Here is a 24,585-nt window from a genome sequence, read left to right as displayed (position 1 = left end):
AACGCTGCTTCAACCGCCTCAAACAGTTCCGTGCCATCGCCACCCGTTTCGACAAGACCGCTACCTCCTACCGAGGGTTGATCGACCTGGCCACCCTGCTCCTCTGGCTTTGAGGACACGCCCTAGGGCGTGTCTGACGAACGTTCCGGTTGGTCGCTGGGCCCACTCCTCGCGCGCGATCCGCGGACACCTGCGCGAGCGCGGCATCACCGCCGTGCTCCCCGAACCCGCAGACCAAGCCGGGCACCGCGAACGCCGCGGGTCCCGCGGCGGCCCACCACCCGCCTTCGACGCGGTCGACCACCGCGGCCGCACGTCGTCGAACGACAGTTCAACCTGCTCAAACAATCGTCCTGCATGCCGTGATCATCAGCCACCTGCTGGGCGGCCCACCTCGGCCCTAGTCCGGGAGAGCCGCCAGCAAGGCGTGCGCCTCGGCGCGCAGGCCGTCGGTCGGCTCCGGCAGGCCCACCAGCCGGACCACGCCGTCGGCGCCCTCCCGCACGTGGGCCTCGACGTCCAGGGCCGGATCGTCGCGGCGGATCACCGCGATGCTCTCCACCAGGCCGAACACCAGGTCCGTGCGGATCGCGACGGCCGCGGGGGCCACGCCCGAGGCCGCGACCAGCCGGCCGTACGCCGCCTTCAGGTCCGCGCGCTCGGTGCGGAACCGCGCCAGGTTGGGCGAGCCGACTTCCGGCAGCAGGTACAGCGCGCCCAGGTTGTGCCGGGCCCCGCCCAGCAGGCCGATGTCCGCGTACGCCAGCGCCCACAACCGGACCGCCGCCGGGGCCTCGCCGGCCGCGAGCCGGGCCGCCAGCGCCAGTGACGGGCGGACCGTCTCCGCCAGCAGCGCCGCGAGGATGTCTTCCTTCGCCGGGAAGTGGTAGTACAGCGACGCCTGACGCAGCCCCGCGCGTTCGGCGATCGCCCTCGTCGTCGTGGCCGCGTACCCGGCTCCGGTGAACAGCTCCCCCGCCGCGTCGAGCACCGCCGCGCGCGCGTCCGGGCGGTTCGCCGCCACTCCGCTCGCCCTCGGCCTGCCCACTCCCGCCCCTTTGCCCACGGGCGAGATCTTGCCAGGTTTCCGGCGGCAACTCGCGCGGGGAGCCGGGGTTACGCCGGGGTTTCCTCATTGACGCCGTGACCGTCCCGGCGTTAACGGAGTCCTTACCCCGCGGAGATCGCCGCGACGCGGCGGAAACCTAATTTCTGTCAGGCGATCGAAACAAGGAGCGCGCATGACCCCACCCGACGAACTCGCCGCTTTCGGTTACCGCCAGGAACTCCGCCGGTCCCTCGGCGGGTTTTCCGCCTTCGCCGCCGGCTTTTCCTTCGTTTCCATCCTCACCACCGTCTTCCAGCTCTTCGGCTTCGGCTACACCTTCGGCGGGCCGCTGTTCTTCTGGACGTGGCCGGTCGTCCTGGCCGGCCAGCTGCTCGTCGCCCTGGTCTTCGCCGAACTCGCGGCGCGCTACCCGCTCGCCGGATCCGTGTACCAGTGGGCGAAACAGCTCACCAAGGGCTTCCTGGGCTGGCTCGCCGGCTGGATGATGCTGCTCGGCTGCGTCGTCGCGCTCGCCGCGGCGGCCATCGCCCTGCAGGTCGTGCTGCCCTCGGTGTGGGACGGCTTCCAGTTCGTCGGGGGCGACCCGTCGGTGACGTCGCCGACCGGTGCGGCCAACGCCGTGCTGCTGGGCACCGTGCTGCTCGTCTTCACCACCGCCGTCAACACCGGCGGCGTCCGGTTGATGGCACGGATCAACGACGTCGGGGTCGCGGCCGAGCTCCTCGGGGTCGTCGTCCTCATCGGCGGCCTGACGCTGTTCGCCGTGCGCGGTCCGCAGGTGGTGCTGCACGACGCACCGGGCACCAGCGCGGGTATCGGCGGGGTGCTCGCTTCGGCGCTCATGGCCGCGTACGTCCTGTACGGCTTCGACACCGCGGCGTCGGTCGCGGAGGAGACGAAGGACGCGCGCAAGGCGGCTCCGCGCGCGGTGCTGCGAGCGGTGCTCGTTTCCGGGATCGGCGGCCTCGCCGTCGTCGTCACCGCGCTGATGGCCGCACCGAGCCTCACCGACGGGCAGCTCGCCGGCAAAGGCCTGCCGTACGTGATCACCGCCGTCTTCGGCGACACCCTCGGCCGGGTCTTCCTCGCCGACGTCGCGATCGCCGTCGTCGTCTGCACCCTGACCATCCAGACCGGCACCGTCCGGCTGATCTACGCGATGGCCCGCGACGGCGCGCTCCCGGGGTCCGGCCGCCTCGCCGGCGTCAGCCCGCGCACCGGGACGCCGGTCGCGCCGGCCCTGCTGTCCGGTGCGCTGGCCATCGGGCTGCTGCTGCTCAACGTCGGCAACCCGACCCTGTTCAGCACGATCACCGCGACGTCGGTGGTGGTCGTCTACCTGGCCTACCTGCTCGTGACGGGCCCCCTGCTCGTCAAGCGGCTGCGCGGGCGGTTCCCCGCCGAACCCGGCCGGTTCTCCTTGGGGCGCTGGGGGGTACCGCTGAACGGGGCAGCCGTCCTGTACGGAATCGCCATGATCGTGAACATCGCCTGGCCCCGCGCGGAGATCTACGATCTCGCCGGTTCGGGCGCACCCTGGATGCTCTTGTTCCCGATAGAGTTCGTCGGCGGCGCACTGGTGATCGGCTGGCTCTGCTGGCTGCGGCTGCGCCCTGCTCCCGCTCTCGAACCCGCGACCTGAGAGAGGACGACCATGAGCACCACCGCGACGACCTACGGAGCGCGCGACCACGCCCGCGCGCAGGCCGGCACCGTGGTCGACACGATGCCGTCGATCCCCGCGAGCACCTGGGCCGCCCCACCGGCCGGAGTCGACCCCGAAGCGCTGACCTGGGCCGAAACCGTGGCCGGCGGCGGGTACACGCACAAGGTGCTGGCCCGCGGCACGCGGCTGCGGCTGACCGACGTCGACGGCGACGCCTGCGCGCACCTGCTGCTGTTCAACGCCGATCAGCCGTGGGAACGGCTGAACGTCGCGGACACGGTGAAGGTGCAGTGGAACGCCTACCTCGGCGAGTCGGTGGCGCTGCTGTCGGACCAGGGCCGGGTGCTGGCCACGATCGTCGCGGACTCCAGCGGCCACCACGACGCGCTCTGCGGTACGTCCACAGTGGACGGTAACACCGAGCGGTACGGCGACGGTGCCCCGCAGGGCCCCTCCCCCGCCGGGCTGCCGCTGTTCACGCTGGCCGCGGCGAAGAACGGCCTCGGCCCGCGGGACGTGCCGCCCAGCCTGTCGTTCTTCCAGGGCGTGCGGGTGCAGCCGGACGGCCGGCTGGAGTTCACCGGGTCCGCGGGCGCGGGCAAGGCCGTCGACCTGCGCCTCGAGATCCCGTCGATCGTGCTGGTCGCGAACGTCGCCCACCCCGTCGACCCGCGCCCGGACTACACCGTGACCAACCTGGAGGTCCTCGCCTGGCGCGACCGGCCGACCACACCGGACAGTCCGGAGTGGACACACACGCCGGAGGCGCAGCGGGCCTTCGAGAACACCGCCGACTACCTGACCGCACGGGGGATCGCATGAGCACGGCGTACGAGTCCCAGCTCGAAGTCAGCTTCGACGTCCCCGCGCGGGCGCCGTTCTCCACGGTGCTGCAGGCGGGTCAGGAGCTGGCGATCATGGACCTGGGCGGCAACCAGGCCGTCGACTTCCTCTGCTACGACGCGCACGACACCTCGAAGCGCTACAGCGCGGCCGCGACGATCGCCGGCCAGTGCAACATCTTCCTGACCACCGGCAGCGTCCTGCGCACCCAGGAGGGCGCCCCGCTGCTGACCGTCGTCGCCGACACGTGCGGGCGCCACGACACGCTCGGCGGCGCGTGCAGCAAGGAGTCCAACAGCCTCCGCTACGGCCAGCACACCCGCTACCAGCACGCCTGCGTCGAGAACTTCCTCATCGAGGGCGCCAAGTGGGGCCTGGGCAAGCGCGACCTGGTCAGCAACGTCAACTGGTACATGAACGTGCCGGTCGAAGAGGACGGCACGCTCGGCATCGTCGACGGCATTTCGGCGCCCGGGCTGGAGGTCCGGCTGCGGGCCGAGACCGACGTGCTGGTGCTCGTCTCGAACTGCCCGCAGATCAACAACCCCTGCAACGGTTTCGACCCGACGCCCGTGCGGATGATCGTCATCTCCCCGGGAGGCGGCGAGTGAGGCTGCTCGTCGCCAACCGCGGCGAGATCGCGGTCCGGATCCTGCGCAGCGCGAGGGAACTGGGGCTCGAAACCGTGGCGGTGCACTCCGACGCCGACCGCCTCGCGCCGCACGTGCGGCTCGCCGACCGGGCGGTCCGGCTCGGCCCGGCACCCGCGGCGGACAGCTACCTGCGGGCCGACGCGATCATCGCCGCGGCGCTGGAGACCAGCTGCGACGCGATCCACCCCGGCTACGGCTTCCTCTCGGAGGACGCGGCGTTCGCCCGGGCCTGCGAAGACGCCGGGATCGTGTTCGCCGGCCCGGCTCCGGAGCACCTGGAGGTGTTCGGCAGCAAGCACACCGCGCGCGAGGCGGCCATCGCGGCGGGCGTGCCGCTGCTGGCCGGCACCGGCCTGCTGTCCGATGTGGACGAGGCACTGGCGCGCGCGGCGGACATCGGCTACCCGGTGATGCTCAAGGCGACCGGCGGCGGGGGCGGGATCGGCATGCGCGCCTGCGCGTCGCCGGAGGAGCTGCGCGCCGCCTGGGACACCGTGCGCAGCGTCGCGGCCAAGAGCTTCGCCAGCTCCGGGGTCTTCCTCGAACGCCTGGTGACCCGCGCCCGGCACGTCGAGGTGCAGGTGTTCGGCGACGGCCTGGGCGAGGTCCTGGAGCTGGGCACGCGCGACTGTTCGCTGCAGCGGCGCAACCAGAAGGTCGTCGAGGAGTGCCCGGCACCGGACCTGCCCGACGCCGTCCGCAAGCAGCTCGTCGAGTCGGCCGTCGCGCTGTGCTCGTCGGTGCGGTACCGCTCGGCGGGCACGGTCGAATACGTCTACGACGCCGAGCGCGGCGAAGCGGCGTTCCTCGAGGTCAACACGCGGCTGCAGGTCGAGCACCCGGTCACCGAGGCCGTCCACGGCGTCGACCTGGTCGCCTGGATGCTCCGGCTCGCCCAGGGCGATCGCGGGATGTTCCGCGCGGTCCCGATCCCGCGCGGGCACGCCGTCGAGGCGCGCGTGTACGCCGAGGACCCGGGCGCCGGGCACCGGCCGAGCGCGGGCCTCGTCACCCGGGTCACCCTGCCTCCGGGCACCCGGGTCGACACGTGGGTCGAGCCGGGCACGGCCGTCACCACCCACTACGACCCGTTGCTGGCCAAGCTGGTCTGCACCGGCACCGACCGCGCCGAGGCCCTGGCGAACCTGCGGGAAGCGCTCGCCGCGACCCGGTTCGACGGGGTGCAGACCAACCTCGGGCAGCTGCGGGCGGCGGCCGCGGACCCGACCTTCGGCGCGGCGGCGCACGACACGTCCACGCTGGACGCGGTGACCGACGCCGAGCCGCGGATCGACGTCCTGCGCGGCGGCACGATGACGACCGTGCAGGACTGGCCGGGCCGCACCGGGTACTGGGCCGTCGGGGTGCCGCCGAGCGGGCCGATGGACGACCTCTCGCTGCGGCTGGGCAACCTCGCCCTCGGCAACCCGGAGGGCGCACCCGGCCTCGAGTGCACTGTGGACGGTGTCGCGCTGCGGTTCTCCCACGCCACCGAGGTGTGCGTGACCGGCGCACCGGCAGCCGTGCTCGCCGACGGCACCGAGGTCCCCCTGTGGACACCCGTCGAGGTGCCGGCGGGCGCCACGCTCGACGTCCGGGCGTGCACCGCCGGGCTGCGCAGCTACGTACTGGTCCGCGGCGGCATCGACGTGCCGGAGTTCCTCGGCAGCGCGGCGACGTTCACGCTGGGGAAGTTCGGCGGCCACGGCGGCCGCGCCCTGGCCGCCGGGGACGTCCTGCGGCCCGGGCCGGCACCCGCGGACCCGGTCGCGGGCCCGGTCCCCGCGGCGGAGCGGCCGGTCTTCGCTCCGCATTGGACGATCGGCGCGCTCGAAGGCCCGCACGCGGCCCCGGAGTTCTTCACCCCGGAAGACGTCGACACGTTCTACGCCACGGACTGGCAGGTCCACTTCAACTCCGCGCGCACCGGCGTCCGGCTCGTCGGGCCGCGGCCCGAATGGTCCCGCGCGGACGGCGGCGAGGCGGGCCTGCACCCGTCGAACATCCACGACACGCCGTACGCGATCGGCGCCGTCGACTACACCGGCGACCTGCCGATCCTGCTCGGCCCGGACGGGCCCAGCCTCGGCGGGTTCGTCTGCCCGGCGACGGTGGCGACCGGCGAGCGCTGGAAACTCGGGCAGCTGCGGCCGGGCGACACCGTGCGGTTCGTGCCGATCGGCACCGACCACGCGGCGGCGCTGCGGCGGCGGCCGTCGTCGGCGGTCGAGCCGAGCCGGGCCGTCCGCGAGGACGGCGGCGTCCTCGCGCGACTGTCCTCCTCGGACAGTGTGGGATCCGTGGGCGAACCGTCGGTCACCTACCGCCGCAGCGGCGACGACAACCTGCTCGTCGAGTACGGCGAGATGAAGCTCGACCTCGCCCTGCGGATGCGGGTGCACGCGCTGGCCGAGCGTCTGGCAGCCGAAGGCGCGCCGGGGATCGTGGACCTGACGCCGGGCATCCGGTCGCTGCAGGTGCACGTCGACCCGGACGCGCTGCCGGTCGGCAAGGCCCTCGGGCTGGTGCGCGAGCTGGAGCGGGACCTGCCGCCGACGCACGACCTCGTCGTGCCGAGCCGCAGCGTGCGGCTGCCGCTGTCGTGGGACGACCCGGCCACCCGCGAGGCGATCGAGCGGTACATGACCGGCGTCCGCGACGACGCGCCGTGGTGCCCGTGGAACATCGAGTTCATCCGGCGCGTCAACGGACTGTCCAGTGTGGACGAAGTGTACCGGACGGTGTTCGACGCGGAGTACCTCGTGCTCGGCCTCGGCGACGTCTACCTCGGCGCCCCGGTGGCGACCCCGCTGGACCCGCGCCACCGCCTGGTCACGACCAAGTACAACCCGGCCCGGACGTGGACGGCGGAGAACTCCGTCGGGATCGGCGGCGCCTACCTGTGCATCTACGGCATGGAAGGCCCGGGCGGCTACCAGTTCGTCGGGCGGACGGTCCAGGTGTGGAACAGCTGGCGCGGCGGGGACCGGCCGTGGAACCTGCGGTTCTTCGACCGGATCTCCTGGTACCCGGTCTCGGCCGGGGAACTGCTGGACCTGCGGGCCCAGAGCGCGTCCGGGACGCTGGAGCTCGACACCACCGAGGGCTCGTTCGCCCTGGCGGACTACCAGCAGTTCCTCGCGGACAACGCCGAGAGCATCGCCGGGTTCCGGGCGACGCAGGCGGCCGCGTTCGAGGCGGAACGACGGGCGTGGGCGGCGGCCGGCGAGTTCGACCCGAAACCGGAGCCGGTCACCCGGCCGCCGGCCCGGGTCGAGGCGCCGCCGGGCGGGCACGTCGTCGAGGCACCGTTCGCGGCGACGGTGTGGCGGGTCGACGTCACCGCGGGCGAGCGCGTCGAGCACGCGCAGGCCCTGGTGACGCTGGAGGCGATGAAGACGGAGGCGCGGATCCCCGCGCCGTCGAACGGTGAGGTGGTCGAGGTGCTCGTGTCCCCCGGTGACCAGGTCGCCCCCGGCACGCCGCTGGTAGTGCTCGGGTGAGCGCCGACGCACTCCCGCCCGCGGAGGCGGCATCGAACACCGCCGTGGAGCGGGTGCGGGCCGCCTACCGGCGGATCGAGCAGGTGGACCGGCCGGAGATCTGGATCGGCCTCCGGCCGGAAGCCGACGTCCTGGCCGAGGCCGCCGCACTGGAGGAACGCGGGCGGCCGCTGTACGGCAAGCTCGTGGCCGTCAAGGGCAACATCGACGTCGCGGGACTGCCGACGACGGCCGGCTGCCCGGGCTACGCGTACGAGCCGGAGGCGGACGCCCCGGTCGTCGCGCGGCTGCGGGCGGCCGGGGCGCTGGTGCTCGGCACGACGAACCTGGACCAGTTCGCGACCGGCCTGGTCGGGACGCGCAGCCCGTACGGTGCGGTGCGCAACGCCGTCGACCCGGCGTACGTCTCCGGTGGGTCGAGTTCGGGCTCGGCGGTGGCCGTCGCGCTGGGGATCGTGGATCTCGCGTTGGGGACGGACACCGCGGGGTCGGGCCGGGTGCCGGCGGCGTTCAACGGGATCGTCGGGCTCAAGCCGACTCCCGGCCTGCTGCCGGCTCAGGGTGTGGTGCCCGCGTGCGCGAGCATCGACTGCGTGTCGCTGTTCGCGCGGACGGTCGAGGAGGCGTCGTTCGCGCTGACCTGCCTGGCCGAGCCCGCGCGGGTCCACCCCGGACGGTTCCGGCTGGGCGTCCCCGACCGGCTGGGATCCCTGGCGCCCGGCTGGGCCGAAGCGTTCGACGCCGCCGTCGAGGACTACGCGACCGCGGGCGCCGAAGTGACCACTGTGGACATCTCGGCGTTCCTGGAGGCGGCCCGGCTGTTGTACGGCGGCGCGTTCGTCGCCGAGCGGTACACGGCGGTCGGCGAGTTCATCGACACGCACCCGGACGCCGTCGACCCGGTCGTGCGCTCGATCATCGGCCCGGCTCGCGACATCCCGGCACACCGGTTGTTCGCCGACCAGGCAACCGTGGCGGCCCTGCGCGCGGAGGCACTGGCCGTGCTGGCCGGCGTCGACGCGATCCTGCTCCCGACGACGAGCGAACACCCGACGCTGGCGGAGGTGGCGGCGGACCCGGTGGCGGTCAACGCCCGGCTGGGGCGGTTCACCAACTCCACGAACCTGTTCGGGCTGTCCGCGCTGGCGGTCCCGGCGGGTTCGGTGGCCGGGCGGCCGTTCGGGGTGATGTTCCTGGGTGCTCCGCACGACGACCTGAAGCTGGCGGCCCTGGCCGGGCTGCGGCGCCGGCGGATCCCGATCGTGGTGGTCGGGGCGCACCTGCGGGGCCAGCCCCTGAACCACGAGCTCACCTCCCGCGGCGGCCGGTTCGTGTCGTCCGTGTCGACGGCGGCCGCGTACCGGCTGTATGCGTTGGACACGGTGCCGCCGAAGCCGGGCCTGGTGCGGGTGGCGTCCGGCGGGGTTTCTGTCGCGGCGGAGGTGTGGGAGCTCCCGGCGAAGGGGTTCGGCGAATTCGTGGCGGGAATCCCGGCGCCCCTGGCCATCGGCAAACTGGAACTGGCCGACGGCAGGTGGGTGGCCGGCTTCCTGTGCGAGCCGGTGGCCACGGAGGGAGCGGAGGACATCTCGGCGAAGGGCGGCTGGCTGGCCCACCTCGGCCTCGGGTGAATCCGCGACGGCGTCTCCGCCGAACTGCGTAACGATCAGCTGAGAACTTGGACAACTCCGTGGTAACAACCCTCACCCGTGGGCACTTGGACGCCGATCCACCTCAGTGAACCCCCGGAGGCGGCCATGACCACGGCGACCACATCCCCGCAGACCACGCTCGTCCACTCGTACCTGTTCCTGCGCCGCGCCATCGGGCTGATCGGCCTGGCCCTGCCGCTCGTCCTCATCCTCGGCAAGCAGCTGGTGCAGGGCGGCGACCTCATCGGCTCGCTGAGCGGCTACTACTACACCGACCTGCGGGACGTCCTCGTCGGCGCGATGTGCGCGGTCGGCGTGTTCCTGCTCGCCTACTACGGCCACGACTACGTCGACAACATCGCCAGCACCGTCGCCGGGCTGGGGGCGATCGGGCTCGCCTTCCTTCCCACCACCCCGGACCACGACGTCACGGCCTGGGACCGCACCGCCGGCGTCCTGCACCTCGCCTTCGCGGCCGTGTTCTTCCTCTCCCTCGCCTACTTCTGCCTCCGCCTCTTCCCCCACGACGGCGAACAGCCCGAACGGTTCGGCGCGCTCTACCGCGTCTGCGGGGGCGTGATCCTCGCCTGCCTGGTGCTGATCGCCCTGGCCAAGTACCTCGGCCTGACGCCGTCCCTGCACCCGGCGCTGTGGCTGGAGGCCATCGCGGTGGAGGCGTTCGGCGTCGCGTGGCTCGTGAAAGGACGGACGATGGAACCCCGGAGTGTGCCGTAGCCCACTCGACCGGGCCACACCACTGGTTACCCGTGGGTAACAAGGGCTATCGTGCGGACAGTGACAACCGGGGCTCCGCCCCGGCCGGGGGCTCCGCCACCCGGACCCCGCAAGAAGACCTGTCTACTTCATGGAGCATTCGTGGCCACAGCAGCAACGCCGCTCGCGCCGACCGCGCGGGGCGTGCGCACCGTCGCCTTCGTCGAAGGGGTCCGCACCCCCTTCGGCAAGGCCGGCGACAAGGGCATCTACGCCGGGACCCGCGCCGACGACCTGGTCGTCAACACCATCCGCGAGCTGCTGCGGCGGCACCCCGAACTGCCGCCCGAGCGCGTCGACGAGGTGGCCATCGCCGCCACCACCCAGACCGGCGACCAGGGCCTGACCATCGGCCGCACCGCCGCGCTGCTGGCCGGGCTGCCGAAGTCGGTCCCCGGCTTCGCCATCGACCGCATGTGCGCCGGCGCCATGACGGCCGTCACGACCGCCGCGTCCGGCATCGGCTTCGGCGCCTACGACATCGCCATCGCCGGCGGCGTCGAGCACATGGGCCGCCACCCGATGGGCGAGGGCGTCGACCCGAACCCGCGGATCATCGCCGACAAGCTCGTCGACCCGACCGCCCTGGTCATGGGCCAGACCGCCGAGAACCTGCACGACCGCTTCCCGGCCATCACCAAGCAGCGCACCGACGCCTACGCCGCGCGCAGCCAGGAGCGCTACGCCGAAGCCGTCAAGACCGGCAAGATCGGCCCCGAGCTGGTCCCGGTCGCCACCCGCTCGAAGGAGCTGGGCTGGGGACTGGCCACCGAGGACGAGCCGCCGCGGCCGGGCACCACGCTGGAAACCCTCGCGAACCTCAAGACGCCGTTCCGCCCGTTCGGCCGGATCACCGCGGGCAACGCGGCCGGCCTCAACGACGGCGCCACCGCGTCGCTCCTCGCCGACGAGGAAACCGCCCGCGAGCTGGGCCTGCCGGTCGCGATGCGGCTGGTCGGCTACTCCTTCGCCGGCGTCGAGCCGGAGGTCATGGGCATCGGCCCGGTGCCGGCCACCGAGAAGCTGTTCAAGCGCACCGGCCTCACCATCGACGACATCGGCCTGTTCGAGATCAACGAAGCCTTCGCCGTGCAGGTGCTGGCCTTCCTCGACCACTTCGGCATCGACGACGAAGACCCGCGCGTCAACCAGTGGGGCGGCGCCATCGCGTGCGGCCACCCGCTGGCGTCGTCCGGCGTCCGGCTCATGACGCAGCTGGCCCGCCAGTTCGCCGAGCGGCCCGACGTGCGGTACGGCATGACCACGATGTGCATCGGCATCGGCATGGGCGGCACCGTGATCTGGGAAAACCCGGCCTACAACGGCCTCCAGGGGGCGAAGTAATGACTTTCACCGCAGAAGAGGCGAAGGCCGCGTTCCCGGACGAGGTCGTCACCCACGCGAAGACCAACCTGGTCAAGGTGCCCGGGCTGGCGAAGCCGGTCGCGCTGATCACGCTCGACAACGGCCACGACCACACCCGGCCGAACACCTTCGGCCCGCAGGGCCTGGTGTCGCTGAACGCGGCACTGGACAAGGCGTTCGAAGCCGAGCCGGCCGCGATCGCCGTCACCGGCAAGCCGTTCATCTTCGCCGTCGGCGCCGACCTGTCCGGCGTCGAGGCCGTCAGCGACCCGCAGCTGGCGCGCGAGATCGCCCAGACCGGGCACGACGTGTTCCGCCGCCTCACCGAGTCGTCGATCCCGACGTTCGGGTTCGTGAACGGCGCGGTCATGGGCGGCGGCCTGGAGCTGGCCCTGTCCTGCCACTACCGGACGCTGTCGGAGAACACCGCGGCGATCGCGTTCCCCGAGGTCTTCCTCGGCCTGTTCCCGGGCTGGGGCGGCACGCAGCTGCTGCCGAACCTCATCGGCGCCGACGCCGCCGTCACGGTGATCATCGAGAACGCCCTGGCGCAGAACAAGATGCTGAACGTCAAGCAGGCGGCCGAGCTCGGCATCGTCGACGCGGTCTTCGGCTCGGCCGACTACCTCGAGCAGTCGCTGCTGTGGCTGGCCCGCGTGGTCAACGGCGAGCTCAAGCCGGAACGCCGGGAAATCGACCGCGGTGCAGCGTGGGACGCGGCCATCGCCCGCGCGAAGTCCATTGTGGACGGACGCACGCACGGCGCCTCGCCGGGCGCGACCAAGGCCGTCGAACTCCTCGAGCTCGCGAAGGAGAACGATCTCGACCGCGGGTACGCCGCCGAGACCGACGGCCTCGCCGAGCTGCTCATGTCCGACGTCCTGCGCGCCGGGCTGTACTCGTTCAACCTGGTCAACAAGCGCGCCAAGCGCCCCGCCGGCGCGCCGGACAAGTCCCTGGCCCGCAAGGTGAACAAGGTCGGCATCGTCGGCGCCGGCCTGATGGCCAGCCAGCTGGCCCTGCTGTTCGTGCGCCGCCTGAAGGTGCCGGTCGTGCTGACCGACGTCGACCAGGAGCGCGTCGACAAGGGCGTCGGGTACGTCCACGCCGAAATCGACAAGCTGCTGAGCAAGAAGCGCGTCTCCCCGGACGGCGCCAACCGGCTCAAGGCGCTGGTCTCCGGCTCGCTCGACAAGGCCGCGTTCGCCGACGCCGACTTCGTCATCGAAGCCGTCTTCGAGGAGCTCGGCGTCAAGCAGCAGGTATTCGCCGAACTGGAGCAGCACGTCAAGCCCGAGACGATCCTGGCGACGAACACCTCGTCGCTGTCGATCACCGCGATGGCGTCGAAGCTGCAGCACCCCGAGCGCGTGGTCGGCTTCCACTTCTTCAACCCCGTGGCCGTGCTGCCGCTGCTGGAGATCGTCCGCGGCGAGCGGACCGACGACGCTGCGCTGGCGACGGCGTTCTCGGTCGGCAAGCAGCTGAAGAAGTCCAGCGTGCTGGTGAAGGACGCGAGCGCGTTCGTCGTCAACCGGCTCCTGCTGCGCTTCCTCGGCGAGGTGCTGGTGACCGTCGACGAAGGCACGCCGTTCGAGGTCGCCGACAAGGCCCTGGAACCGCTGGGCCTGCCGATGACGCCGCTGACGCTGATGCAGCTCGTCGGCCCGGCCATCGCGCTGCACGTCGGCGAGACGCTGCACGAGTCCTTCCCGGACCGGTTCACGGTGTCGGACAACCTCGCCAAGTTCGTCAAGGCGGGCAAGAAGGGTGTCTGGATCTGGGACGCCCAGGGCCACGCCTCGGTCGATCCCGAGGTCGCCGAGCTGTGGACCCAGGGTGACCGGCCGTCCACTTCGGAGCAGGTGCGCGAGCGGGCGCTGTCGGCCATCGCCGAGGAGATCCGGATCATGCTCGACGAGGGCGTGGTCGCCGAGGCGCAGGACATCGACCTGTGCCTGCTCCTCGGGGCGGGCTGGCCGTTCTGGAACGGCGGCATCACGCCGTACCTGGACCGCTCCGGCGTGTCCGAGCGCGTGAACGGCAAGCCGTTCCTGGCTCCGGGCGTGGCGTCGGTGCCGACGGCGTAGCTAGTACTCGCCCTCGCGGGGGCACTTCGGCGGCGGCGCGGTGAGTTTCAGCTGCGCCGCCGTCGCGTCGGAGTCGATCACCGTCACTCGCTCGGCGGTCCGGAAGCGGGCGTGCAGCTGCTGCGCCCAGGCCTTGAGGTCGGTGCCCGGGACGGCGAGCAGGGACACCGACGGCGGGTCGACGAACACCCGCCGGACCGTCGGGTCGTCGTGCAGGGACCGCGCCGCGGCCCGCATGTCCGTGGCGGAGGGGAAGACCACGACGACCGCCGCGCAGAGCGTGTGCCCGGCCAGGGGCGCCGGATTCGTGTCCACCGGCAGGTCGGGCGGCCGGACGAGCGCGGCGATGAAGAACGCGAGCCCGACGCCGGCGGCCAGGGCCAGCGCCATGACCGGCGCCAGCACCCGGGCCAGGGGTTTGTCCTCCACACCGAAGATCACAGCACAGTTGGCCGCCGGGACACCGCCCGTTCACCCCGGCGGCTTAGCGTCCGGCCGTGACCACCGACAGACGCCGCTTCCTCCAGGGCGCCGGCCTCGCGGCCGCCGCCGCGGGCCTCCCGCTCCCCCGCCCCGGCCTCGACGTCGACCTGAGCCGGGTGTGCGGCCGCTACCAGTGGCTGGTCGGCGACCACCACACGCACAGCCAGTACTCCTACGACGCGATGTACCGGATCGAGCAGATCGCCGCCGGCGGGCGGGCGCACGGCGCGGACTGGATCGTCTTCACCGACCACGGCCACGCCGAGCACGAGCAGGTGTCGGTCGAACCCACCGAAGCCGACTTCCTCGCCGCCCGGCGGAAGTACCCGGACCTGCTGCTGTGGCACGGCATGGAGTGGAACGTCCCGGGCGCCGAGCACGCCACGGTCTTCTTCCAGGCCGGTGCGCAGCAGGCCGCGAAGCTGCGCGAGTTCGAGCGGGCCTTCGACTGGCGGCTGACGAACTCGGAGGCGTCGAGCCCGGCGAACGAGGCCCTCGCGCTGCGGGCGTTGCGGTGGCTGGCTTCGGAGGAACAGGCGAAGCGGATCCACGCCCCGGTCGTGCTGATCAACCACCCGCTGCGCAACGGCCGGGTCGCCCCGCACGAGCTGCGGGCCTACCGCGACGCCGCGCCGGGCATCGTCATCGGCATGGAGGGCGCGCCCGGCGCGCAGGCGGACGGCTTCCCCGAGCCGCTCGGCAACGGCGGCGCGCGCGGCGGCTACGGCAACAGCCCCGGGCCGAACTCGTGGCCGGGCTACCCGGCCGAGGCGTACCGCACGCACGGCGGCTGGGACTGGGCGACGGCGAAGGTCGGCGGGCTGTGGGACTCGCTGCTCGCCGAGGGCAAGCCGTGGTGGATCACCACGAACTCCGACTCGCACTACAACCGCGGCGACACGCTGGTCCGCCCGGACGTGCCGGGCGACTGGTACGACACGCACGGCAGGTTCCCGGACCCCGTCGACTCCGGCGTCCCGCAGTTCGTGCCGCCGTACGCCGACTTCTACCCGGGCGAGTTCAGCCGCACGCACGTCGGCGTCACGCAGCGCAGCCTCGAAGGCGTCCTCGCGGGCCTGCGGGCCGGTCGGATCTGGCTGTCGCACGGCGGCCTGGTGCCGGACCTGCAGGTCGGCGCGTACGGCGGTGGTTCCTCGGCGCCCCTGGGCGGACGCCTGCGGGTGCGGCGGGGTTCGGACGTCACGGTCGTCGTCTCCGCGCGGCTGGCGTCCCGGCCGAACGGCGGCGGTTCGGTGCCGCGGTTGGCGCGCCTGGACGTCGTCGCGGGGCCCGTCACCGGCCCGGCCGCCGACCGCGACGCGATGACCGCGCCGGGCACGCGGGTCGTGGAGTCGTTCGAGCCGCGCTGGGCGCCGGGGCGGCAGGTCGTGTTCCGGCACACCTTCCGGAACGTGCGGTCCCCGTTCTACCTGCGGGTCCGCGGCTCGAACGGCGATGCCGAGCCGACGCCGGACGTCGTCGGGCAGGCGAACCCGTTCGAGGACTTGTGGTTGTACGCGAACCCGATTTTCGTGGACCTGTGCTGACTGGACTCTCCCGCCGGCTGCTCGTCCGGTCGGTCATGGCCGGGTTGCGCTTCCTGCTGCGGCTGCCGTCGCCGGTGCTGCGGCTGATCGCCGGGCGTCCGGTGGTCGTGGCCGGCCGGGAGCCGGTCCTCACCGCGCAGGTGCTCATGCGGGTGTCGCGCTGGGCGCCGTTCGACGCGCCCCACCACAACGGCAGCCTGCCGCGGGCGCGGGCCGAGCTGAACCTGGCGGGTGCGCTCGCCGGCGCCGGGATCTGCCCGGGCGTCCGGACGCGCGATGCGTCGTGGCCCGGGCCGGGCGGGCCGCTGCCGCTGCGGTGGTACGAGCCGGCCGGCGTCCCCGCGCCCAGCCCGGCGCTCGTGTACTTCCACGGCGGCGGGTTCGTGCTCGGCAGCCTCGACACGCACGAAGGCGCGTGCCGGCTGCTGGCCGAGGAAGCCGGGGTGCGGGTCGTGTCGATCGGCTACCGGCTGGCGCCGGAGCACCCGTTCCCGGCGGCGGCTTCGGACGCGGTGGCGGCGTTCGCCTTCGTCCACGAGCACGCGGCGGAGTTCGGCGTGGACCCGGCCCGGCTCGCGGTGGGCGGCGACAGCAGCGGCGCCAACCTGGCGGCGGTGGTCGCCCACGCGGCGGCCCGCGGCGAGCTGCCGCGGCCCGCGTTCAGCCTCCTGCTCACCCCGGCGACGGACGCGCTGGGCTCGTCGGAGTCGCACCGGCAGTTCGGCTCGGGCTTCCGCCTGGACCGCGACGAATGGGCCTGGTACCGCGCGCAGTACCTGCGCGACCCGGCCCACTACCGCGACCCGCGCGCGTCGGTCCTCTACGACGAGAGTCTCGAGGGCCTTCCCCCGACGTTCGTGGCCACGTGCGGCTTCGACCTGCTGCGCGACGAAGGCGAGGCCTACGCGGCCCGCCTCGCCGAAGCGGGCGTCCCCCTGGTCCACCGACGTCACGAAGGCCAGCTCCACGGCTTCGCCAACCGTGTCGGCGTGGACCCGGACGCCCGCGCAGCCATGCTCCACGCGGCCGGAGTCCTCCGCGCCGCTCTCGCCCTGGGCCATCACCCGTGATCAGACAGCCATCATTCGTGATTGGAGGGACGACACGGCGGGCCGGCCGGACCTCGCCGTGTCGGCTCGCCAATCACGCGAGATGACCCTCCAATCACGCGAGATGGCCCTTCAATCACGCGTGATGACCCTTCAGTCACTCGTGATGCCCGGCGGAGCACGGGTGAGGCCTGGTGGCGCCCGGTCAGTGGACCGGAAGGTGGACCGTCACGCCGAGGCCGCCGCCCACGATCGGTTCCGCTGTCACGCTCCCGCCGTGCGCCGCCACCGCTGCGCGGACGATCGACAGGCCCAGGCCCGCGCCCGAGCGGGCCGTGCGGGCCACGCCCGCCCGGCGGAACGGCTCGAACAGCTCCGCCACCCCCGCCGGGTCGACGAGGCCGCCCGAGGACCGGACCCGCAGCGTCGACCACCGCGGCCCCGGCTGGACCACGACCTCGATCCAGCCGCCGTCGACGTTGTGCCGCACGGCGTTCTCCAGCAGGTTCCCCGCGATCCGCTCCAGCAGCGCCGGGTCGCCGAACGCGGACGCCGGCGGCGTCGTGAACGACGCCCGGATCCCGCGCTGCTCGGCTTCGCGGCGGACCGCGCGCCACGCCCGGTCGACGACCACCGCGAGGTCCACCGGCTCGTGGACGCCCAGCCCGGCGCCGTCGGTGCGGGCCAGCAGCAGCAGGGAGTTGACCAGCTGCCCGGCGCGCTCGGTGGCGTCGCGGACCACCCCGGCCATGCGCCGCAGCTCGGCTTCGTCGGCGGCGTCGTCGGCCAGGGTGACGTCGAGTTCGGTGCGGATCACCGACAGCGGCGTCCGCAGCTCGTGGCTGGCGTTGGCGACGAAGTGGCGTTGGGCGTCGAACGCGGCCTGGAGCCGGTCCAGCATGTCGTCGAACGTGCTCGCCAGCTCGGCCAGCTCGTCGCGGGAGCGGATCTCGCCGATCCGCTCCCCCAGCGACTCGACCGACAGCCGCCGCGCGGTCCCGGTGATCTCGCGCAGCGGCAGCAGCACGCGCGAGGTGAACGTCCAGGCGAGGATCGCCGCGGCCGCCACCACCAGCAGGAACGCCAGCGAACCGAACAGCAGCATCCGGTCGCGGGCGTGGACGCGCAGGTGCTCGGCGAGCGTCGAGGCGTCGACCGAGACGCCGTCGACGACCACCACGCTGCCCGGCGGCATCTGCGGCACGGTGTCGAGCGAGTCCCGCACCAGCGTCCAGGCCAGCCAGAGCAGCAGCAGGCTGACGGCGGCGACCAGGACGGTCGCCAGCAGGGTGATCCGGGCGCGGAGGGTGCGGGTGCCCGGCAGGTTCACGCGCGGGAAGCGCCGGGCTCCGGCACCCGGTACCCGGAGCCGACGACGGTCTCGATGATCCCCGGCTCGCCCAGCTTCTTCCGCAGCGTCATGACGGTCACCCGGACGGTCGTGGTGAACGGGTCGGCGTTCTCGTCCCAGACCCGCTCGAGCAGCTCCTCGCTGCTGACGACGGACCCGGCGGCCTGCAGCAGCACCTCGAGGACGCCGAACTCCTTGCGCGTCAGCTCGATCGGCCCGCTCGCGCGCCGGACGGTCCGCTTGGCCGGGTCGAGTTCGACGTCCCCGGCGGTGAGCAGCGGCGGCGCGGCCGGCGTCGCCCGGCGGCCCAGCGCCCGCACCCGCGCGACCAGCTCGGGGAAGGCGAACGGCTTGGCGAGGTAGTCGTCGGCGCCCAGCGACAGCCCGTCCACGCGGTCGGACACCGAGCTGCTGGCGGTGAGCATCAGCACCCGGGTCAGCTCCCCGGAGGCGACGATCTCCCGGCACAGCTCGTCCCCGGACATCCCGGGCAGGTCCCGGTCCAGCAGCACGACGTCGTACCGCGTGATGGCGGTCTTCTCGTGCCCGTCGTCCCCGGTGAGCGCGACGTCCACGGCCATGCCCTCCCGGCGCAGCCCACGGGCGATCGCGTCGGCCAGGGGTTCTTCGTCCTCGACTACCAAAACTCGCACGAGCCCACAATCCCATATTTTCCTGAGAGCGCCCTTTAAGGGCGTTGTGCATCCGATGAGACGCACGGCGGGCCGGCGCGACGAACTCTGCGGTCAGTAAGTCTTCCGCTGCCTCGCCCAAGCGCCAGGTGGGCGCGTGTTACGGCAGCGGGCGGAGCGGAGCTGCCCCGCCGCCCTGAGAGCGCCCTTCAAGGATGAAGGGTGGCCCACCGGAGGGCGAACCACAGCCGCATCCGGGTCTCCGGGTCCGCCAGATCCACTCCCAACGCCTTCTCCACCTGGGCGATCCGGTGCCGGACGCTGTTGCGGTGCACGCCCAGCTCCGCCGCCGTCGGCTCCCAGCCGCCGTGGTGGGCCAGCCAGGTCCGCAGCGTCACCACCAGTGAGCGGTCACCGGCCTCGTCCAGGGCCACCAGCGGGGCGAGCACCTTCTCGGCGAACCCCCGGGACGCGCCGGGGTCCAGCAGCGCGTCGAAGTCCGGTGGCCCGCCGCCCGCCAGCACCGGGCGGCCCAGGGCGCGCGCCCGCGCCAGCAGGAGCTCCACCTCCGCCGAGGCCGAAGCCGCCCGGGCAGCGGGCCCCGGTGACCCCACGGCCGCGAGCCAGCCGGCCGCACGCAGGTCCTCCAGCACCGCGAGCGGCACGGAGTCGGCGACGGCCACGAACGACGGCCCGGGCAGCACCGAGACCAGCGGCGTGTCCAGCCGCGCGCGCAGCCAGTCCGGGCGCTGGGCCACCTCGGCCGGCCCACGCCGGTACGCCGCCCCGGCGACCAGGCGGACGACGGCCGAGCCGACCAACGCGCGGGCCACCTCGTCCGGGGCAGTCCGGCCGAGCAGCAGGCCGGTGGCCGCCGCGCCCAGCTCGGCCGCGTCGGAGCCCGCGCGGCCGACCAGGCCGAGCAGGGCCGCGCCGACGGCGAGGATCGCCCGGTCCGCGCCGTCGAGCCGCCGGGACCGGCCGACGACCACCAGGTGCGACGCCGTGGCCTGCGGATACACCGGCTGGACCACCACGAAGGTGCCGCCGGCCGACGTCGTCGCGCTCCGGATCCCGCTGCCCGCCCGCACGGTCGCCAGCAGCTCCCGCACCTCGGGCGGCAGCGGCGCGGGCGCGTCGTGCGCCGAGGCCAGCACGTCCCCGGCGCCGACCAGGGCGACCCAGGACCGCAGCACCGCCGCCAGCGCCGACGTCAGCTCGCCGAGCCCGCCACCCGCCGCGCGGGTCAGCGTCTCGCGCGCCGCCGTGACCCGCCGCTGGTCCCGCTGCCCGGCCTCGGTCAACGCGACGGAGACCGCGCGGTTGACCGCCAGGAACGGCGTCCGCGACGGCACCACCAGCAGCGGCAGCCCGCGGCGCGCGCAGGCCCGGCGCAGGGGCTCCGGCAGGGTCTCGTGCACCGTCGGGGTGAGGCCGAACCCCAGCGCCGTCACGCCGGCGTCCCGCAGCCCGCGCACGTACCGGTCGAGGTTTCCCGGCAGGTTCACGCCGGCCGTGAGGATCAGCTCGCCGCCCAGCAGGTAGGGCGCGGGATCCTGCAGCTCGCTGACGTGGGCCCAGCGCACGGGCAGGTCCAGTGCACCCGGCCGCAGCGTCTCGGGGACGACCTCCAAGGCGAGCTCCCGGTTGCCCACCACGTCCCGTAACGGGACATTCACCTCCGTGTGCGCCATCTCCGGGTTCTGGGTCATTGCGTCCCCATCCGAGTCGACTATGAGATGAATCATCCCATGCCGCAGCGGTGGCGAGCGAACCTACGGTGACCCGAAACCGACGTGAGGAGGACACCGTGACCGGCGACTACACGGTGATCGCGCTGTACGTCGCGGGCATGCTCGGGGTCGGCTGGTACGGCCTGAAGCTCGCGAAGACGAAGTCCGACTACCTCGTCGCCGGGCGGCGGCTGGGCTGGTTCCTGTACTCCGGCACGATGTCGGCCGTCGTCCTCGGCGGCGCGTCCACCGTCGGCGGGGTGAAGCTGGGCTACACCTACGGTATCTCCGGCATGTGGCTGGTCGTGAGCATCGGCGTCGGCATCCTGGTGCTGCACGCGCTGTTCGCGCGGCGGCTGGTGCGGCTGCGGGTCTACACCGTCGGCGAGATGCTCGACCTGCGCTACGGCGGGCGCACCAGCGCGGTGTCCGGCGTCGTCATGTGGGGCTACACGCTGATGCTGACGGTGACCTCGACGCTGGCCTTCGCGACGATCTTCAAGGTGCTGTTCGACCTGCCGAACTGGGCCGGGATCGCGGTCGGCGGCTCGATCGTCGTCCTCTACTCCGTGCTCGGCGGCATGTGGTCGATCACGCTCACCGACATCGCCCAGTTCGTCATCAAGACCATCGGCATCCTGGCCATCCTGCTGCCGGTGGCGATCACCTCCGCCGGCGGCTTCGACGGCATGCGCGCGAAGCTCGACGCGAGCTTCTTCAGCTTCACCGCGATCGGCACCGACACGATCATCACCTACTTCGTGATCTACACCTTCGGCCTGCTCATCGGCCAGGACATCTGGCAGCGCGTGTTCACCGCCCGCACGCCCGCGATCGCGACCTCCGGCGGCCTCACCTCCGGCGGCTACTGCCTGGTCTACGGCCTGGCCGGCGCCCTGATCGGCACCGCCGCGCACGCGCTCTACCCGGACATCGCCAGCGCACAGGACGCCTTCGCGACGATCGTCGAGCGGCTGCTGCCGACCGGCGTCCGCGGCCTCGTCCTGGCCGCCGCGCTTTCGGCGATGATGTCGACGGCGAGCGGCGCGCTCATCGCGTGCTCGACCACCACGACGTCGGACCTGCTGACCAAGCTGGACCTCAAGAAGGCGGCGAAGTCCGCCGCAACCGGATCGCCACGCTGCTGCTCGGCCTGCTGGCCATCGGGATCGCGATGCTCGTCGACGACGTCGTCAACGCGCTCACCATCGCCTACGACATCCTGGTCGGCGGCCTGCTGGTGGCGATCGTCGGCGCGCTGTTCTGGAAGCGCGGCACCCGCCAGGGCGCATACGCCTCGATGGTGGCCGGGACGCTCTCCGTCATCGCCTTCATGATCATCGACGGGGTCGACGCCAACACCCCGATCTACTGGGGCCTCGGCGGCAGCCTGGTCGTGTACCTGGCGGTCAGCCTCGCCACCCCCCGCACGCCGGAGACCATCCTTTCCACCTGGACCCGCCGCCTGGCCGGCGAAGACACCCCCACCTCGATTCGGGAACAGGAGCCCACCAGTGCCTAACATCGGACCCCTCGACTCGGCGCGCATCCCCCGGTTCGCCGGCTTCGCGACCTTCGCGCGGCTGCCGCGGATCGACCAGGTCGAGCGCGCCGACGTCGCCGTCGTCGGGGTGCCCTTCGACTCCGGGGTGTCCTACCGGCCCGGCGCGCGGTTCGGGCCGGCGGCGGTCCGCGAGGCGAGCCGGCTGCTGCGGCCGTACCACCCGGAGCTGGACGTCTCGCCGTTCGCCGAAAAGCAGGTCGTCGACGCGGGCGACATCGCCGTCAACCCGTTCGACATCGGCGAAGCGATCGAGACGCTGCAGCAGGAAGCCGAGGCGCTGCAGGCGGACGGGACGCGGCTGGTGACCGTCGGCGGCGACCACACCATCGCGCTGCCGCTGCTGCGGGCCGTGGCGAAGAAGCACGGACCCGTTGCCCTGCTGCACTTCGACGCGCACCTCGACACCTGGGACACCTACTTCGGCGAGCCGTACACCCACGGCACCCCGTTCCGGCGGGCGTCCGAGGAAGGCATCCTCGACACGAGCGCGCTGTCGCACGTCGGCACGCGCGGCCCGCTGTACGGCAAGCGCGACCTCGAGGAGGACCGGCGGCTCGGCTTCGGCATCGTCACCTCCGGCGACGTCCTGCGCCGCGGGGTCGCCGAGACGGTCGACGCGCTGCGCCGGCGCATCGGCGACCGGCCGCTGTACGTCTCGGTCGACATCGACGTGCTCGACCCGGCCCACGCGCCCGGCACCGGCACCCCCGAGGCGGGCGGGATGACCAGCCGCGAGCTGCTGGAAATCCTGCGCGGGCTGCGTGAGCTCAACCTGGTCGGCGCGGACGTCGTCGAGCTCGCCCCGGCCTACGACCACGCCGAGATCACCGCCATCGCGGCCTCGCACGTCGCCTACGACCTGGTGAGCCTGCTGACCCTGGGGACGGGCGCATGACGCGGATCGGCGGCGACGTCGTCGTCGAGACCCTGCGGGCCCTGGGCGCCGACACGGTGTTCGGCCTGCCGGGCCAGCACGCGCTGGGCCTGTTCGAGGCCTTGCGGCGGGCCGAGGACCTGCGCGTGATCAGCGGGCGCGTCGAGAACAACCTCGCCTTCGCCGCCGACGGGTTCGCCCGCGCCCGGCTCGCGGCGGACCCGGACGGGCCCGTGCCGGTGACACCGCTGGTCGTCTCCACCGGCCCGGGTGCGCTGCTGACGTTGGCTTCCCTGCAGGAGTCCCGGGCGGCGTCGGTGCCGGTGCTCGGGATCTCCAGCCAGGTGCCGGTCGCCGGGCTCGGCGGCGGGCGGCACGGCTACCTGCACGAGCTGCCCGACCAGCAGGCGAGCTTCGCCGGCGTCGTCAAGTCGGTGCACGTCGTGCGTCGGGCGAGCCAGCTCCCGTCGGCGCTGCGCGAGGCGTGGACGTCGGCGGCGACCGCGCCCTACGGGCCGGTGTGGGTGGAGATCCCCCAGGACGTGCTGCTCGGCCCGGCGGGCATCCCGCCGATCACGTCGGTGTCGGCTGCTCCCCCGCCGCTGGAACCCCTGCCGGAGCTGGTCACCGCCGCAGCCGAACTGCTGGCGGGGGCGGCGAACCCGGTCATCCTGGCCGGCGGCGGCGCCCTGCGGTCTGGCGCGCACGCGGAGCTGCTGGCCCTGGCCGAAGCCCTGCGCGCGCCGGTGGTCTCGACGTTCGGCGGCAAGGGGGTTTTCCCGTGGGACCACGAGCTGTCCGGCCGGTCGTGGCTGGAGGACTGGCACACCACGGAGTTCCTCGCCGCCGCCGACGTCCTGCTCGTGCTGGGTTCCGGGCTCGGCGAGCTGTCCAGCAACTACCGCGAATTCGCCCCGCGCGGCCGGGTGGTCCAGGTCGAAGCCGACCTCGGCAAGCTGGAGGCGAACTACCCCGGTCTCGGCATCCACGCCGATGTCCGGCTCACGCTGCAGGCGCTGCTGGAGTGGGTGCCGATGCGGGCGTCCGACGGCCGGGCCGAGAAGGCCGTCTCGGGCCTGCTCGCCCGCGTCGAGTCGCGATTGGACGGTCAGGACCTGGCCGCCGAGCGGAAGCTGATCGACGACATCCGTGCCGCGCTCCCCGAGGGCACGCAGACGTTCTGGGACATGACGATCGCGGCCTACTGGGCCTGGTCGGCGTGGAATCCCGAGGGCGCCCCGATCCACACCGCGCAGGGCGCCGGCGGGCTGGGCTACGGGCTGCCGGCCGCGCTCGGCGGCGCCGTCTGCGGCGGCCCCACGCTCGCGGTGTCGGGCGACGGCGGCGCGATGTACGGCCTCGCCGAGCTGGCCACCGCGGTGCAGCACGACCTCGACGTCACGTGGCTGATCATCGACGACGGCGGTTACGGCGTCCTGCGCGAATACCTCACGGACACCTTCGGCCGGACCACGGCGACCGAGCTGGCCCGGCCGGACTTCGCCGCACTGGCTTCCTCCTTCGGCGTGCCCGCTCGCCTGTCCTCTTTGGACAAGGTGGGCGCGGACCTCGCCGAAGCGCTGCGCACACCCGGGCCGTCCGTCGTCGTCCTGCCCGCGTTGCTGAAGCTGTTCGCGCCGACCCACCGGGAGAAGGCATGAGCCGGACGCTCGACCTGACCGACCCCTCGACCGGCGAAGTGTCCGGCACCAGCCCGATCGCCTCGCCGGCCGACGT

General features: G+C 73.0%; 17 protein-coding genes and 1 pseudogene. 13 read left to right on the top strand and 5 right to left on the bottom strand.

The features are described 5' to 3' along the window. Window positions 1–400: 400 nt before the first annotated feature. Window positions 401–1,048: a TetR/AcrR family transcriptional regulator gene (locus tag ACLJOU_RS43090; RefSeq protein WP_410575058.1), complete on the bottom strand. Its 648-nt coding sequence runs from the start codon at window positions 1,046–1,048 to the stop codon at window positions 401–403. A 193-nt stretch (window positions 1,049–1,241) separates the two neighbouring features. Between ACLJOU_RS43090 and ACLJOU_RS43085 the strand changes: the two genes are divergently transcribed. The 8 genes from ACLJOU_RS43085 to ACLJOU_RS43050 all read left to right on the top strand — a co-directional run bounded on the left by ACLJOU_RS43085 (window position 1,242) and on the right by ACLJOU_RS43050 (window position 13,615). Next, window positions 1,242–2,711, top strand: coding sequence for an amino acid permease (locus ACLJOU_RS43085; protein WP_410575057.1), 1,470 nt, complete (start codon window positions 1,242–1,244; stop codon window positions 2,709–2,711). A gap of 12 nt (window positions 2,712–2,723) precedes the next feature. Continuing rightward, window positions 2,724–3,557 (top strand): urea amidolyase associated protein UAAP1, encoded by an 834-nt coding sequence (locus ACLJOU_RS43080; protein ID WP_410575056.1) that lies wholly within the window; start codon window positions 2,724–2,726, stop codon window positions 3,555–3,557. Beyond that, complete coding sequence (locus tag ACLJOU_RS43075) at window positions 3,554–4,189, top strand: urea amidolyase associated protein UAAP2 (RefSeq protein WP_410575055.1); 636 nt, start codon at window positions 3,554–3,556, stop codon at window positions 4,187–4,189. The genes ACLJOU_RS43080 and ACLJOU_RS43075 overlap by 4 nt, the downstream gene beginning before the upstream one ends. Continuing rightward, window positions 4,186–7,734, top strand: coding sequence for an urea carboxylase (gene uca / locus ACLJOU_RS43070; protein WP_410575054.1), 3,549 nt, complete (start codon window positions 4,186–4,188; stop codon window positions 7,732–7,734). Before ACLJOU_RS43075 ends, uca begins: the two co-directional genes overlap by 4 nt. Then, window positions 7,731–9,365 carry an allophanate hydrolase gene (locus ACLJOU_RS43065; RefSeq protein ID WP_410575053.1) on the top strand — a complete coding sequence of 545 codons (1,635 nt, stop codon included), beginning with the start codon at window positions 7,731–7,733 and terminating at the stop codon, window positions 9,363–9,365. Before uca ends, ACLJOU_RS43065 begins: the two co-directional genes overlap by 4 nt. Window positions 9,366–9,491: 126 nt before the next feature. Next, a complete protein-coding gene (locus tag ACLJOU_RS43060; protein WP_410575052.1) occupies window positions 9,492–10,121 on the top strand; it encodes a DUF998 domain-containing protein in 630 nt (209 codons plus the stop codon). A 183-nt stretch (window positions 10,122–10,304) separates the two neighbouring features. Continuing rightward, window positions 10,305–11,504: a thiolase family protein gene (locus ACLJOU_RS43055; RefSeq protein ID WP_410575063.1), complete on the top strand. Its 1,200-nt coding sequence runs from the start codon at window positions 10,305–10,307 to the stop codon at window positions 11,502–11,504. After that, window positions 11,504–13,615: a 3-hydroxyacyl-CoA dehydrogenase NAD-binding domain-containing protein gene (locus ACLJOU_RS43050; protein ID WP_410575051.1), complete on the top strand. Its 2,112-nt coding sequence runs from the start codon at window positions 11,504–11,506 to the stop codon at window positions 13,613–13,615. The genes ACLJOU_RS43055 and ACLJOU_RS43050 overlap by 1 nt, the downstream gene beginning before the upstream one ends. On the opposite strand, the gene ACLJOU_RS43045 is transcribed toward ACLJOU_RS43050, so the two are convergent. Next, window positions 13,616–14,044 (bottom strand): hypothetical protein, encoded by a 429-nt coding sequence (locus tag ACLJOU_RS43045; RefSeq protein ID WP_410575050.1) that lies wholly within the window; start codon window positions 14,042–14,044, stop codon window positions 13,616–13,618. Window positions 14,045–14,112: 68 nt separating this feature from the next. On the opposite strand from ACLJOU_RS43045, the gene ACLJOU_RS43040 reads away from it, so the two are divergent. Continuing rightward, a complete protein-coding gene (locus ACLJOU_RS43040) occupies window positions 14,113–15,645 on the top strand; it encodes a PHP domain-containing protein (RefSeq protein ID WP_410575049.1) in 1,533 nt (510 codons plus the stop codon). Then, complete coding sequence (locus ACLJOU_RS43035) at window positions 15,639–16,715, top strand: alpha/beta hydrolase (protein WP_410575048.1); 1,077 nt, start codon at window positions 15,639–15,641, stop codon at window positions 16,713–16,715. Before ACLJOU_RS43040 ends, ACLJOU_RS43035 begins: the two co-directional genes overlap by 7 nt. A 184-nt stretch (window positions 16,716–16,899) precedes the next feature. On the opposite strand, the gene ACLJOU_RS43030 is transcribed toward ACLJOU_RS43035, so the two are convergent. The 3 genes from ACLJOU_RS43030 to ACLJOU_RS43020 form a co-directional block, all read right to left on the bottom strand. Continuing rightward, window positions 16,900–18,024: a sensor histidine kinase gene (locus tag ACLJOU_RS43030; protein WP_410575047.1), complete on the bottom strand. Its 1,125-nt coding sequence runs from the start codon at window positions 18,022–18,024 to the stop codon at window positions 16,900–16,902. Next, the gene (locus ACLJOU_RS43025) at window positions 18,021–18,698 is read right to left on the bottom strand and encodes a response regulator transcription factor (RefSeq protein ID WP_410575046.1); all 678 of its coding nucleotides are present in this window, start codon (window positions 18,696–18,698) and stop codon (window positions 18,021–18,023) included. The genes ACLJOU_RS43030 and ACLJOU_RS43025 overlap by 4 nt, the downstream gene beginning before the upstream one ends. A 188-nt stretch (window positions 18,699–18,886) precedes the next feature. Beyond that, window positions 18,887–20,389 carry a PucR family transcriptional regulator ligand-binding domain-containing protein gene (locus tag ACLJOU_RS43020; protein WP_410575045.1) on the bottom strand — a complete coding sequence of 501 codons (1,503 nt, stop codon included), beginning with the start codon at window positions 20,387–20,389 and terminating at the stop codon, window positions 18,887–18,889. Window positions 20,390–20,487: 98 nt separating this feature from the next. Between ACLJOU_RS43020 and ACLJOU_RS43015 the strand changes: the two are divergent. The 3 genes and pseudogenes from ACLJOU_RS43015 to ACLJOU_RS43005 all read left to right on the top strand — a co-directional run bounded on the left by ACLJOU_RS43015 (window position 20,488) and on the right by ACLJOU_RS43005 (window position 24,509). Continuing rightward, window positions 20,488–21,932: pseudogene (locus ACLJOU_RS43015) on the top strand (sodium:solute symporter). Next, window positions 21,925–22,869, top strand: a complete 945-nt coding sequence (gene speB / locus ACLJOU_RS43010) for an agmatinase (RefSeq protein WP_410575044.1) — start codon at window positions 21,925–21,927, stop codon at window positions 22,867–22,869. Before ACLJOU_RS43015 ends, speB begins: the two are co-directional and overlap by 8 nt. Further along, the gene (locus tag ACLJOU_RS43005; RefSeq protein WP_410575043.1) at window positions 22,866–24,509 is read left to right on the top strand and encodes a thiamine pyrophosphate-binding protein; all 1,644 of its coding nucleotides are present in this window, start codon (window positions 22,866–22,868) and stop codon (window positions 24,507–24,509) included. The genes speB and ACLJOU_RS43005 overlap by 4 nt, the downstream gene beginning before the upstream one ends. Window positions 24,510–24,585: the final 76 nt, after the last annotated feature.

Source organism: Amycolatopsis sp. cmx-4-61 (assembly GCF_046548775.1).
Taxonomy (GTDB): domain Bacteria; phylum Actinomycetota; class Actinomycetes; order Mycobacteriales; family Pseudonocardiaceae; genus Amycolatopsis.
Note: the sequence above shows the minus strand (reverse complement) of the source record. Positions and strands in the feature narration are given on the sequence as shown.

Excerpts from the sequence above, each read along its gene's own strand:
- ACLJOU_RS43085 (WP_410575057.1), top strand. The coding sequence starts at position 1,242 with ATGACCCCACCCGACGAACTCGCCGCTTTCGGTTACCGCCAGGAACTC.
- ACLJOU_RS43005 (WP_410575043.1), top strand. The coding sequence starts at position 22,866 with ATGACGCGGATCGGCGGCGACGTCGTCGTCGAGACCCTGCGGGCCCTG.
- ACLJOU_RS43050 (WP_410575051.1), top strand. The coding sequence starts at position 11,504 with ATGACTTTCACCGCAGAAGAGGCGAAGGCCGCGTTCCCGGACGAGGTC.
- ACLJOU_RS43020 (WP_410575045.1), bottom strand. The coding sequence starts at position 20,389 with ATGACCCAGAACCCGGAGATGGCGCACACGGAGGTGAATGTCCCGTTA.
- ACLJOU_RS43080 (WP_410575056.1), top strand. The coding sequence starts at position 2,724 with ATGAGCACCACCGCGACGACCTACGGAGCGCGCGACCACGCCCGCGCG.
- ACLJOU_RS43075 (WP_410575055.1), top strand. The coding sequence starts at position 3,554 with ATGAGCACGGCGTACGAGTCCCAGCTCGAAGTCAGCTTCGACGTCCCC.
- ACLJOU_RS43060 (WP_410575052.1), top strand. The coding sequence starts at position 9,492 with ATGACCACGGCGACCACATCCCCGCAGACCACGCTCGTCCACTCGTAC.